This is a genomic window from Pseudomonas sp. GW822-FHT04H02 (genome assembly GCF_058800645.1).
Genome location: NZ_JBXAMM010000007.1, coordinates 233,383 through 246,253, shown reverse-complemented (window position 1 = coordinate 246,253; position 12,871 = coordinate 233,383). Strand labels below are relative to the sequence as shown.

Below are 12,871 nucleotides of genomic sequence, written 5' to 3'. Positions count from 1 at the left end.
GTCTTGTGGAAATTGCCTGTCTCGATCTGGAAGGTGTACTGGTCCCGGAAATCTGGATCGCCTTTGCCGAAAAAACCGGGATTGAATCCCTCAAGGCGACCACCCGGGATATTCCCGACTACGACGTGCTGATGAAACAGCGCCTGCGGATTCTCGACGAACACGGCCTGAAGCTTTCGGACATCCAGGAAGTGATCGCCACCCTCAAGCCACTGGACGGCGCGGTGGAATTCGTCAACTGGCTGCGCGAGCGCTTCCAGGTGGTGATCCTTTCCGACACCTTCTATGAATTTTCCCAGCCCCTGATGCGCCAGCTGGGCTTTCCGACCCTGCTTTGCCACCGCCTGATCACCGATGACGGCGGCCGGGTGACCGGCTATCAGTTGCGCCAGAAAGACCCCAAGCGCCAGTCGGTGCTGGCCTTCAAGAGCCTGTACTACCGGGTGATTGCGGCGGGGGATTCCTACAACGACACGACGATGCTCGGTGAGGCGGATGCTGGCATCCTGTTCCACGCCCCGGACAACGTGATCCGCGAGTTCCCGCAGTTCCCGGCGGTGCACAGCTTTGCCGAGCTGAAGCAGGAGTTCATCAAGGCTTCCAATCGTCCCCTGAGCTTGTAAACCGGTTCGCCGGCGAAGAGACCCTTGGATTTTGCGCAAATCCTGCCGACGCCTTCGCTGGCAAGCCAGCTCCTACGGGGGGAGAGCGACGCGCTCTTGTAGGAGCCGGCTTGCCGGCGAAGGGACCCCTGGATTTTGCGCAAATCCTGCCGACGCCTTCGCTGGCAAGCCAGCTCCTACGGGGGGAGAACGGCGCGCGCTTGTAGGAGCCGGCTTGCCGGCGAAGAGGCCTTTGGATTTTGCGCAAATCCTGCCGACGCCTTCGCTGGCAAGCCAGCTCCTACGGGTGGGAGAACGACGCGCGCTTGTAGGAGCCGGCTTGCCGGCGAAGAGGCCCTAAAGCCCCTGCAATGTCTCCAGCAACACCCGCACCTTGGTGATGGACTCCTGGTATTCCTCCTGCCAGTCGGAATCCGCGACTATTCCGCCGCCGCCCCAGCAACAGATCTGCCCATCCTTGGCCAGCAGGCTGCGGATGGCGATCGAACTGTCCATTTCTCCGCGCACGTCCAGGTACAGCAGCGAACCGCAGTACAGCGCACGCCGCGTGGGTTCCAGCTCGTCGATGATCTGCATCGAGCGGATCTTCGGTGCTCCGGTGATCGAGCCACCGGGAAAGCTGCCGGCGATCAGGTCCAGGGCGTCCTTGCCGTCCGCCAGCTCGCCAGTGACGCTGCTCACCAGGTGGTGCACGTTGGGGTAGCTTTCCAGGCTGAACAGCTCCGGTACCCGTACCGAGCCTATGCGGCAGGTGCGCCCCAGGTCGTTGCGCAGCAGGTCGACGATCATCAGGTTTTCCGCCCGGTCCTTGGGGCTGGCCAGCAGCTCGGCGGCATTGGCCGCGTCCTGCGCGGCATCCCGGCTGCGGGGGCGTGTGCCTTTGATCGGGCGGGTTTCCACCCGGCCCTGGCTGACGTGGACGAAGCGCTCCGGCGACAGGCTCAGCACCGCACCGCCTTCCGGCAGCCGCTGGAAACCCGAGAACGGGGTCGGGCAGGCGGCGCGCAGGGCGCAATAGGCCGCCCAGGGATCCCCCTGGTACTGGCCGCGAAAGCGTTGGGCGAAGTTCACCTGGTAGCAGTCGCCGGCCTGGATGTAGTGCTGGATGCGCTGGAACGCCTGGCGGTAGTCCTCGGCGCTCAGATCAGCCAGCATGGCGCCGGTCAGCTTGAATGCCGGCTGCGACGCGGGCAGCGGCTGGCTGAACAGTTGAATCAGGCGCTGGCGCTCGGTGGCATCCAGGCTGGGGTGGAACACCAGCTGGCTGGTGCCTGCCTGGTGGTCGTTGATCAGCGCCCAGGCATACAGGCCAAAGCGTGCGTCGGGCAGTTGCAGGTCATCCCGGGCCTGGCTTGGCAGGCGCTCCAGATGGCGGCCGAAGTCATAGCTGAGGTAGCCGATCAGGCCGCCGGCGAAGGGCAGTTCATAAGGAGCGGGCAGTTGCGCCGGGCCCAGTTGTCCCAGGTTGTCCCGCAGGCGCTGGAGAAAGCCCCTGCCGCTTTCTGCGGCGGCCACGGTCAACTGCGCCAGGGGCCAGGCGCTGAGCAGGTCATAGCGCCCGCGCTCGGCGCTGGGCCGGCCGCTGTCCAGCAGCACGGCGCCGGGGGCGTGTTCGATTGCCGCGAAATACTCGGCGGGGTTGGTGCGGTAGGGGAGCGGGTGTACGGAGCAGGTCAACATGCGGGGCAAATCAGCCATCGGAGCGCGGCTGGCGATTGTATGCCTCTGCAGGAGTTGCTCCTAGAGGGGATGTCGGTGTTTGCCCGGTTCGTGGCGTATTCACCGACCTGCAGCTGCTGCCGCAGGCTGCGAAAAGGCCCGCAGGACCTTCCGTTCGCACCCTGCGGCAGGCGCTATCAGCCTTCCACGGCAGGTATATGGCCAAACAGTTCCTGGGCGAAGCGTACCCGCTCCTCGACGCTTTCCTCGATGCCCTGGGCCTTGAGCTCCTCAAGGTGGGCTTCGATGGCGTGGGTGCGCTGGGTCAGGCCGCAGTCGTTGGCGATCTGGATGTTCAGCCCCGGCCGCGCGTTGAGTTCGAGAATCAGCGGGCCCTTGTCCTGGTCCAGCACCATGTCCACGCCGATGTAGCCCAGGCCGCAGAGTTCGTAGCAGCCGGCCGCCAGCTTCATGAAGCCGTCCCAGTAGGGCAGTTGCACGCCGTCCACGGCGTTGGTGGTGTCCGGGTGCTTGGTGATGATGTTGTTCAGCCAGGTGCCGCGCAGGGTCAGGCCGGTGGCCAGGTCGACCCCGACGCCGATGGCGCCCTGGTGCAGGTTGGCCTTGCCCCCGGACTGGCGGGTCGGAAGGCGCAGCATGGCCATCACCGGGTAGCCCATGAGCACGATGATGCGGATGTCCGGCACGCCTTCATAGCTGATGCTCTTGAAGATCTGGTCCGGGGTCACTCGGTACTCGATCAGCGCCCGGTCGCGGTGGCCGCCCAGGGAGTACAGGCCGGTGAGGATGCTGGAGATATGGTGCTCGATCTCTTCGTGGCTGATGATCTTGCCGGACACCGTGCGATAGCGGCCCTCGAAGCGGTCGGCGATCACAATGATCCCGTCACCTCCGGCGCCCTGGGCCGGCTTGATCACGAAGTCGTTGCGCCCTTTGAGGATCTCGCCGAGCTTGTCGATTTCCTTCTCGGTGGAGATCACCCCGTACAGTTCCGGCACATGGATACCGGCCTTGATCGCCCGTTCCTTGGTGATGATCTTGTCATCGACGATGGGGTACAGGCTGCGCTTGTTGTACTTGAGCACGTAGTCGGCATTACGCCGGTTGATACCCATGATTCCCCGCGCTTCGAGGGCTTTCCAGGTCTTCCACAGGCCGAACATCAGGAGTCGGCCTTGACGAAGGCTTTGAAACGCACCAGCTCCGTCAGGCGGTAGCCGCGGTAGCGACCCATCGCCAGCATGAAGCCCACCAGGATCAGCAGCATCGCCGGGAAGGTAAAGACGAAGTAGGTGAGTTCCGGCACGCTCATGATCAGGTGCGCCAGGGAGGCGGCGAACAGGGTGCCGATGGCGACTTTCATCGCATGGCCGCCGCCGCGCTCTTCCCAGGTGATGGACAGGCGTTCGATGGTCATGGTCAGGATCACCATCGGGAACAGTGCCACCGATAGGCCGCGTTCCAGGCCCAGCTTGTGGCTGAACAGGCTGATGGCGGCGATCAGCACCACGACGAAGGTCAGTACCACCGAGAGTCGCGGCAGCATCTGCAACTTCAAGTGTTCGAGGTAGGAGCGCAAGGACAGCCCAAGCGCGGTGATCACCGTGAACAGCACGATGCCAAAGCCCAACTGGGTCTCGCGGAAGGCCAGGGCGATCAGCACCGGGGTGAAGGTGCCGAGGGTCTGCAGGCCGATCAGGTTGCGCAGCACCAGGATCACCAGCACGCCGATGGGGATCATCACCATGATCATGAAGGTCTGCTGGGTCTGCAGCGGCAGGCCGTACAGCGAGTATTCGAGGAAGTTGGCGTCGGTGTTCTCGTCGGTCAGCTTGGCCAGGCGAATGGCGTTCATTTCGCTGTTGTTGAGGCTGAAGGTGACGTTGGCTTTCTTGCCGCCATCGACGGTGATCAGGTTGTCGTCGCCGGTCCACCACAGCAGGCGGTCGCTGGGCATGCCCTGCTCACCGGTTTCCGGGTTGAAGTACAGCCAGTCGGTGCCGTTGAAGCTGCGCAGCCAAAGCTCCGGGGTCTGCGGCTGGTCGGCCACCAGGCGGATGGTGTGGACCTTTTCCACCGGCACGTGGGCGATGGACAGCAGCAGCTCGACAATCTTCGCCTTGTTGGTGCTGGACGGATCGCCGGCCAGCAACAGCTTGGCGTTGTCATCATTGGCGTTGTTGACCCGCTTGATGGCTTCGCTGATGAAGGTCTCGACGTCCGCCGAATGCTGGCGGATCGGCGCCAGCAGGGCGTCGGCGGCGATCTTTTCCGGGCCTTCCACGGCCATGCTGTCACGGAAGGTCGGGCCCTTGACCTTGGCTTTCTCAGCGCTGTAGCGCTTGGTCAGCACCAGGCGGTAGTACAGGGTCTGGTTGCCCTTGGCCCGGCGCGCCGACCAGGTGACCTTGCGGTTGCCGTCGACGCGGTTCACCGCCACCCCGTAGTTGTTGGAAATGAAGCTCTCGTTGAGGCTCACGTAATCGCGGCTCAGGGGCGGCACGAACATCTGGATCTTGATCGGGTCCTTGCCGTTGGCGACGAACTCGACCTTGGCATCGATGTTCCACAGATCGTCGGTAGCGTCTTCGGTCACCGGAATGCCGAGCACGAAGATCTGATAGGCCGTGATCGAAATGCCCAGCACCACCAGGATGGCGATCAGGACTTTCAGATGAAGGGTAAGAGAGCGCATTGGAATTACTCTGCGGTATGAGCGTCGGTGGCGCAGGCGGGTTTGCCAGCAGCGTATTTAAGACTGGGGTCGACCAGCGCATCGAAGCGTTTCAGGGCTTCGGAGCCGATCAGGAGCGGGTATTGGAATGCGCTGCGGTCGGTCAAGTTCACTTCGATGCTGCGCAGGGCGCTGCCCATGCAGACATCCAGGGCGATGACCGGCCGTGCGGTGTAGTTCTTGTCCTCATCGGGGTCGTAGTCGCCGGCACGGCGCTTGATCTTGCTGACCCGGGCCAGAGGCCGTTCGATGGGATGGGAATGGGCGGCGTCGATCGCCAGGTAGAAACGCACCCAGGACTCGCCATTGCGCTTGAAGCGCTTGATGTCGCGGGCACTCAGGGAAGCGGTCTTGGCCCCGGTGTCGAGCTTGGCCGCGACCTCCAGGTCGATGCCGGACAGCCGAGCGTATTCATTCAAGCCGTAGACAGTCTTGCCGGCGGCGGCGCTGATGCCGGGCAGGGCAAGCAGGCAGAGCAGTAGGGGAAGGGCCTTGAGTCTCATAGATCCTGATGGGCATGGGTTCTTCAGTTCAAGGCGACCGGCATTGCTGCGCAAGCTCCCTCGTATGCGTGCCATAAAAAGATGACAGGCCAATGCGGGCGGCATTCTAGCATGCTGGTTTTATGGCGCCAGCGCCGGGGGCGGGCCTTTTGTCTTGCTCTGGCGCTTAGGGTTATTAGACGATTGTCGACAATCTCTATTTTTCCTTTGACTGTTTTCGGTGTATTGGCTAATTTTTGCCTCATTGATTTTAAAGGTGTCGACAATATGCTGGGTCAACTCGAACACCCGATGCAGGCACAGGACGATTCTGAAACCCTGTCCGAAAACGTCTTCCGGCGGATCCAGGCGGCCATCGTCAAGGGCGAGATCGCCCCGGGCAGCAAGATCTCCGAGCCTGAACTGGCGCGCACCTACGGCATCAGTCGCGGCCCGCTGCGCGAGGCCATCCACCGCCTGGAAGGTCAGCGCCTGCTGGTGCGGGTGCCCCATGTCGGCGCCCGGGTGGTGTCCCTGAGCCATGCCGAGCTGATCGAACTCTACGAAATCCGTGAGTCCCTGGAAGGCATGGCCTGTCGCTTGGCGGCCGAGCGCATGACCACCGAGGAAATCGACGAACTGCGCCGGGTGCTCGATACCCACGAACGCGATGCGGCGTTCCAGGCCGGCGTCGGCTACTACCAGCAGGAAGGGGACTTCGACTTCCACTACCGGATCATCCAGGGCGCCGGCAACCGCACCCTCACGCAGATGCTCTGTGGCGAGCTGTATCAACTGGTGCGCATGTACCGCATCCAGTTTTCCGCGACCCCCAATCGCCCGCACCAGGCCTTTGCCGAACACCACCGGATTCTCGATGCCATTGCCGATCGCGACGGCGAACTGGCCGAGTTGTTGATGCGCCGCCACATCGGTGCCTCGAAACGCAATATCGCGCGTCACTACCAGGACAGCGCCCATCAGACAGCCACTCCACGAGGTGAGTCATGAGTTCCAACAAGAGCACTCCAGGCCAGCGTTTCCGCGATGCGGTCGCCAGCGAACAGCCGTTGCAAGTGGTCGGCGCGATCAACGCCAACCATGCCCTGCTGGCCAAGCGCGCCGGTTTCAAGGCCATCTATCTGTCGGGCGGCGGGGTCGCTGCCGGCTCCCTCGGCGTGCCTGACCTGGGCATTACCGGTCTGGACGACGTCCTCACTGATGTGCGTCGTATCACCGACGTCTGCGACCTGCCGCTGCTGGTGGACGTGGACACCGGTTTCGGTTCGTCGGCCTTCAACGTGGCGCGTACCGTCAAGTCGATGATCAAGTTCGGCGCCGCGGCGATCCATATCGAAGACCAGGTCGGCGCCAAGCGCTGCGGTCACCGCCCTAACAAGGAGATCGTTTCCCAGCAGGAAATGGTCGACCGCATCAAGGCCGCGGTGGATGCCCGTACCGATGACAGCTTCGTGATCATGGCGCGCACCGACGCCCTGGCGGTGGAAGGCCTGGAGTCGGCCCTCGAACGCGCCGCGGCGTGCATCGAGGCCGGCGCCGACATGGTGTTCCCGGAAGCCATCACCGAGCTCGAGATGTACAAGATCTTCGCCGATCGGGTGAAAGCCCCGATCCTGGCCAACATCACCGAATTCGGCGCCACACCGCTGTACACCACCGAACAGTTGAAATCCGTGGATGTTTCCCTGGTGCTGTACCCGCTGTCGGCGTTCCGTGCCATGAACAAGGCCGCAGAAAACGTCTACACCGCGATCCGTCGCGACGGTACCCAGCAAAATGTGATCGACACCATGCAGACCCGCATGGAACTGTACGAGCGCATCGATTACCACAGCTTCGAGCAGAAGCTCGATGCGCTGTTCGCGCAGAAGAAAGGCTGAATCAATCCCTGTGGGAACGAGCTTGCTCGCGATGGCCGTCAGCGATAACGCGCAGCCCCTGATTCGCTGGGGCGCGCGGGCCCGGATCGCGAGCAAGCTCGCTCCTGCACTGTCGGGGGAGCCCCGACCCGTGAAGTTGCCAAGTCCCTAACAAATTCAAGATTGGAGAGAGCAATGGCCGAAGCAAAAGTATTGAGTGGTGCAGGTCTGCGCGGCCAGGTGGCCGGGCAAACCGCGCTGTCCACCGTGGGCCAGGCCGGTGCCGGGTTGACCTACCGCGGCTATGACGTGCGCGAACTGGCGGCCGATGCGCAGTTCGAGGAAGTCGCCTACCTGTTGCTGTACGGCGACCTGCCGACCCAGGAACAACTGGCCGCCTACAGCGCCAAGCTGAGCAAGCTGCGCGATCTGCCACAGGCGCTGAAGGAAGTGCTGGAGCGCATACCGGCCCAGGCCCATCCGATGGATGTGATGCGTACCGGTTGCTCGTTCCTGGGCAACATCGAGCCGGAGAAGGACTTCTCCCAGCAGCACGACGTCACCGACCGCCTGCTGGCGGCCTTCCCGGCGATCATGTGCTACTGGTACCGCTTCAGCCACGAAGGCGTGCGCATCAATTGCGTCAGCGACGAGCAGACCATCGGTGGCCACTTCCTGCACTTGCTGCACGGCAAGAAGCCCAGTGACTTGCACGTCAAGGTGATGAACGTCTCGCTGATCCTCTATGCCGAGCACGAATTCAATGCCTCCACCTTCACCGCCCGGGTCTGTGCCTCGACCCTGTCGGACCTCTATTCCTGTGTCACCGCGGCCATCGGTTCGCTACGCGGCCCGCTGCACGGCGGCGCCAACGAAGCGGCCATGGAGCTGATCGAGCGCTTCCAGAGCCCCGAGGAGGCGACTGCCGAGTTGCTGCGGATGCTCGAGCGCAAGGACAAGATCATGGGCTTTGGCCATGCGATCTACAAAGACAGCGACCCGCGCAACGAGGTGATCAAGGGCTGGTCGCAGAAGCTGGCTGACGAAGTCGGTGACAAGGTGCTGTTCCCGGTGTCCGAAGCCATCGACAAGACCATGTGGGAGCAGAAGAAACTCTTCCCCAATGCCGATTTCTACCACGCCTCGGCGTACCACTTCATGGGCATCCCGACCAAGCTGTTCACACCGATCTTCGTCTGCTCGCGCCTGACCGGCTGGGCCGCCCACGTGTTCGAGCAGCGTGCCAACAACCGCATCATTCGTCCAAGCGCCGAGTACATCGGCGTTGAACAGCGCAAGTTCGTGCCAATCGAGCGCCGCTGACCGGGAGGGCGCCGGTACTGTTGATTGAATGCACCGCAGCACCTGCAGGAGCGAGCTTGCTCGCGATAGCGATGGACCAGCCGACAGCGATGTCGGACCTGATTCAGTCATCGCGAGCAAGCTCGCTCCTACAGGGGATAGATGCCCATTCAACACGGTGCCAGGCGCTCCCTTTGAAACTACCGTGACCGAGCCCTGACCATGAACAGTGAATTTCGCAAGACGCTGCCCGGCAGCCAACTGGACTATTTCGACGCCCGGGCGGCGGTCGATGCGCTTAAGCCAGGCGCCTACGACAGCCTGCCCTACACCTCCCGCGTACTGGCGGAAAACCTGGTGCGCCGTTGTGATCCGGCAACCCTCAACGCTTCCCTCGGCCAACTGATCGAACGCCGCGACGACCTGGACTTCCCCTGGTTCCCGGCCCGCGTGGTGTGCCACGACATTCTTGGCCAGACCGCACTGGTGGACCTGGCCGGCCTGCGCGACGCCATCGCCGACCAGGGCGGTGACCCGGCGCTGGTCAACCCGGTGGTGCCGACCCAGTTGATCGTCGACCACTCCCTGGCGGTGGAGTGCGGCGGTTTCGACCCGGACGCCTTCGACAAGAACCGCGCCATCGAAGACCGGCGCAACGAAGACCGGTTCCACTTCATCAACTGGACCAAGAAGGCCTTCAAGAACGTCGACGTGATCCCGCCCGGCAACGGCATCATGCACCAGATCAACCTGGAGAAAATGTCCCCGGTGATCCAGGTGCTCGACGGTGTGGCCTTTCCTGATACCTGCGTCGGCACCGACAGCCACACCCCCCACGTGGATGCGCTGGGGGTGATCGCCATCGGCGTGGGCGGCCTGGAAGCCGAAAGTGTCATGCTCGGCCGCGCCTCGTGGATGCGCCTGCCGGACATCATCGGTGTCGAGCTCACCGGCAAGCTGCAACCGGGCATCACCGCCACCGACATGGTGCTGGCGCTGACCGAGTTCCTGCGCAAGCAGAAAGTGGTGGGGGCCTGGCTGGAATTCTTTGGCGAAGGTGCCGCTGCGCTGACCCTGGGCGACCGCGCCACCATCTCCAACATGGCTCCGGAATACGGCGCCACGGCGGCGATGTTCTACATCGACCAGCAGACCATCGACTACCTCAAGCTCACCGGCCGTGAAGACGAGCAGGTGCGTTTGGTAGAGAGCTACGCCAGGCACACTGGGCTGTGGGCCGACAGCCTGAAGAGCGCACGCTACGAGCGCGGCCTGCAGTTCGACCTGTCGTCGGTGGTGCGCAACATGGCCGGGCCGAGCAACCCGCACGCCCGGGTCGCCACCAGCGACCTGGCGGCCAAGGGCATCGCCGGGCAGTGGTCCGAAACCCCGGGGCAGATGCCGGACGGCGCGGTGATCATCGCCGCGATCACCAGTTGCACCAACACCAGCAACCCGCGCAACGTGATCGCCGCCGGCCTGCTGGCGCGCAACGCCAACAAGCTGGGGCTGACCCGCAAGCCGTGGGTCAAGTCGTCCCTGGCCCCGGGTTCGAAAACCGTGGCCATGTACCTGGAAGAGGCCGGCCTGGGCCATGAGCTGGAGCAACTGGGCTTTGGCGTGGTGGCTTTTGCCTGCACCACCTGCAACGGCATGTCCGGTGCCCTCAACCCGGTGATCCAGAAGGAAATCATCGACCGCGACCTGTACGCCACCGCCGTGCTCTCGGGCAACCGCAACTTCGATGGGCGCATCCACCCTTACGCCAAGCAGGCGTTCCTGGCTTCGCCGCCGCTGGTGGTGGCCTACGCCATTGCCGGCACCATCCGTTTCGATATCGAAAAGGACGTGCTGGGCCTGGACGCCAACGGCCGGGAAATCCGCCTCAAGGACATCTGGCCGAGCGATGAAGAGATCGATGCGGTGGTCAAGGCGGCGGTCAAGCCGGAGCAGTTCCGCAAGGTCTACATCCCGATGTTTGCCATCCACGAAGACACCGGCCCGAAAGTCGAGCCGCTGTATGAGTGGCGCCCGCAGAGCACCTACATCCGCCGTCCGCCGTACTGGGAAGGGGCCCTGGCCGGTGAGCGCAGCCTGACCGGGATGCGCCCGCTGGCGGTGTTGCCGGACAACATCACCACCGACCACCTGTCGCCGTCCAACGCCATCATGGCGGGCAGCGCGGCCGGCGAGTACCTGGCGAAAATGGGCCTGCCGGAAGAGGACTTCAACTCCTACGCGACCCACCGTGGCGACCACTTGACCGCTCAGCGCGCGACCTTCGCCAACCCGAAGCTGTTCAACGAAATGGTCCAGGAAAACGGCAAGGTCAAGCAGGGCTCCCTGGCGCGGATCGAGCCGGAAGGCAAAGTGACGCGGATGTGGGAAGCCATCGAAACCTACATGCAGCGCAAGCAGCCGCTGATCATCGTTGCCGGTGCCGACTACGGCCAGGGCTCGTCCCGCGACTGGGCAGCCAAGGGCGTGCGCCTGGCGGGGGTGGAAGCCATCGTCGCCGAAGGCTTCGAGCGCATCCACCGTACCAACCTGGTGGGCATGGGCGTGCTGCCGCTGGAGTTCCTCGCGGGCACCGACCGCAAGACCCTGGGTATCGACGGCACTGAAACCTACGACGTGATCGGCGCGCGCACGCCTCGGGCGCAACTGACCCTGGTGATCAACCGTAAGAACGGCGAGCGGCTCGAGGTACCGGTGACCTGCCGCCTCGACACCGCCGAAGAGGTATCGATCTACGAGGCGGGCGGGGTGCTGCAACGCTTCGCCCAGGACTTCCTGGAATCGGCAGTAGCCAGCTAAGCAACGTACCGGGGGCGGGCCGCAAGGCGCCGCCCCCGGTCATTATCGGGACCTGAAATTCATGGCATTCGTAGCGCAGATCAAGATTCCCGCCACCTACATGCGTGGCGGCACCAGCAAGGGCGTGTTCTTCAACCTGCAGGACCTGCCCGAGGCGGCCCAACTGCCGGGCGCAGCCCGTGATGCCCTGCTGTTGCGGGTGATCGGCAGCCCCGATCCCTATGACAAGCAGATCGACGGCATGGGCGGCGCCACGTCCAGCACCAGCAAGACGGTGATCCTGTCCAGGAGCATCAAGGCCGACCACGACGTCGACTACCTGTTCGGCCAGGTGGCCATCGACAAGGCCTTTGTCGACTGGAGCGGCAACTGCGGCAACCTCTCGGCGGCAGTGGGCTCCTTCGCCATCAGCAGCGGCCTGGTGGACCCGGCGCGCATTCCGCAGAACGGCGTGGCGGTGGTGCGCATCTGGCAGGCCAATATCGGCAAGAGCATCATCGCCCACGTGCCGATCACCAACGGCGAGGTCCAGGAAACCGGCGACTTCGAGCTGGACGGCGTGACTTTCCCGGCGGCCGAAGTGCAGCTGGAGTTCCTTGACCCTGCGGCCGAGGAAGAGGGTGCGGGCGGTTCGATGTTCCCCACCGGCAACCTGGTGGACGACCTGGAAGTGCCCGGTGTCGGCACCTTCAAGGCGACCCTGATCAATGCCGGGATTCCGACGATCTTCGTCAACGCGGCAGACATCGGCTATCGCGGTACCGAGCTGCAGGGCGATATCAATGGCGACCCCAAGGCCCTGGCGATGTTCGAGACCATCCGCGCCCATGGCGCCCTGCGCATGGGCCTGATCAAACACCTGGATGAAGCCGCCCAGCGCCAGCACACGCCGAAAGTGGCCTTTGTCGCCGCGCCTGCGGACTACCAGGCCTCCAGCGGCAAGGCGATCAAGGCCGGGGACGTCGATCTGCTGGTGCGGGCCATGTCCATGGGCAAGCTGCACCACGCGATGATGGGCACCGCTGCGGTGGCCATAGGTACCGCAGCGGCGATTCCCGGGACCCTGGTCAACCTGGCGGCCGGTGGTGGCGCGCGCAGCGCGGTACGTTTCGGCCATCCCTCGGGCACCTTGCGCGTCGGCGCCGAAGCCACCCGGAGCGGCGGTGACTGGACGGTGGTCAAGGCCATCATGAGCCGCAGCGCGCGGGTGCTGATGGAAGGCTGGGTGCGAGTGCCCGGCGACAGTTTCTAGGAAGAGAAGCGCTTGCTGTGGAGGGGCTTGCTGTCCAGCGGGAGCAAGCTCCCTCGCCACAGCCGCTGGTTGTGATTGAATCGCTGAGCAGGCGCAGACCT

Annotated in this window: 10 protein-coding genes; 6 read left to right on the top strand and 4 right to left on the bottom strand. The window is 63.8% G+C overall.

What is annotated here, in order from left to right:
- The first annotated feature begins 5 nt into the window (after positions 1-5).
- Positions 6-623 carry a bifunctional phosphoserine phosphatase/homoserine phosphotransferase ThrH gene (gene thrH / locus AC1RMG_RS27710; RefSeq protein WP_011060175.1) on the top strand — a complete coding sequence of 206 codons (618 nt, stop codon included), beginning with the start codon at positions 6-8 and terminating at the stop codon, positions 621-623.
- 336 nt (positions 624-959) lie between these two features.
- On the opposite strand, the gene pabB is transcribed toward thrH, so the two are convergent.
- The 4 genes from pabB to rloA form a co-directional block, all read right to left on the bottom strand.
- Positions 960-2,303: an aminodeoxychorismate synthase component I gene (gene pabB / locus AC1RMG_RS27705; RefSeq protein WP_493170760.1), complete on the bottom strand. Its 1,344-nt coding sequence runs from the start codon at positions 2,301-2,303 to the stop codon at positions 960-962.
- A 176-nt stretch (positions 2,304-2,479) separates the two neighbouring features.
- A complete protein-coding gene (locus AC1RMG_RS27700) occupies positions 2,480-3,466 on the bottom strand; it encodes an alpha-L-glutamate ligase-like protein (RefSeq protein WP_015634740.1) in 987 nt (328 codons plus the stop codon).
- Positions 3,466-4,998 (bottom strand): osmotic stress tolerance membrane protein RloB, encoded by a 1,533-nt coding sequence (rloB, locus tag AC1RMG_RS27695; protein WP_011060178.1) that lies wholly within the window; start codon positions 4,996-4,998, stop codon positions 3,466-3,468. Before rloB ends, AC1RMG_RS27700 begins: the two co-directional genes overlap by 1 nt.
- 5 nt (positions 4,999-5,003) lie before the next feature.
- Complete coding sequence (rloA, locus tag AC1RMG_RS27690) at positions 5,004-5,540, bottom strand: retropepsin-like aspartic peptidase RloA (protein ID WP_011060179.1); 537 nt, start codon at positions 5,538-5,540, stop codon at positions 5,004-5,006.
- A gap of 267 nt (positions 5,541-5,807) precedes the next feature.
- On the opposite strand from rloA, the gene AC1RMG_RS27685 reads away from it, so the two are divergent.
- The 5 genes from AC1RMG_RS27685 to prpF all read left to right on the top strand — a co-directional run bounded on the left by AC1RMG_RS27685 (position 5,808) and on the right by prpF (position 12,770).
- Positions 5,808-6,530, top strand: coding sequence for a GntR family transcriptional regulator (locus AC1RMG_RS27685; protein WP_065363437.1), 723 nt, complete (start codon positions 5,808-5,810; stop codon positions 6,528-6,530).
- Positions 6,527-7,420: a methylisocitrate lyase gene (gene prpB, locus AC1RMG_RS27680; RefSeq protein WP_011060181.1), complete on the top strand. Its 894-nt coding sequence runs from the start codon at positions 6,527-6,529 to the stop codon at positions 7,418-7,420. Before AC1RMG_RS27685 ends, prpB begins: the two co-directional genes overlap by 4 nt.
- A 174-nt stretch (positions 7,421-7,594) precedes the next feature.
- Positions 7,595-8,722: a bifunctional 2-methylcitrate synthase/citrate synthase gene (gene prpC, locus AC1RMG_RS27675; protein ID WP_011060182.1), complete on the top strand. Its 1,128-nt coding sequence runs from the start codon at positions 7,595-7,597 to the stop codon at positions 8,720-8,722.
- Positions 8,723-8,923: 201 nt separating this feature from the next.
- Positions 8,924-11,518, top strand: a complete 2,595-nt coding sequence (gene acnD, locus AC1RMG_RS27670; protein WP_493170758.1) for a Fe/S-dependent 2-methylisocitrate dehydratase AcnD — start codon at positions 8,924-8,926, stop codon at positions 11,516-11,518.
- A gap of 61 nt (positions 11,519-11,579) precedes the next feature.
- Positions 11,580-12,770, top strand: coding sequence for a 2-methylaconitate cis-trans isomerase PrpF (prpF, locus tag AC1RMG_RS27665; RefSeq protein ID WP_015634743.1), 1,191 nt, complete (start codon positions 11,580-11,582; stop codon positions 12,768-12,770).
- Positions 12,771-12,871: the final 101 nt, after the last annotated feature.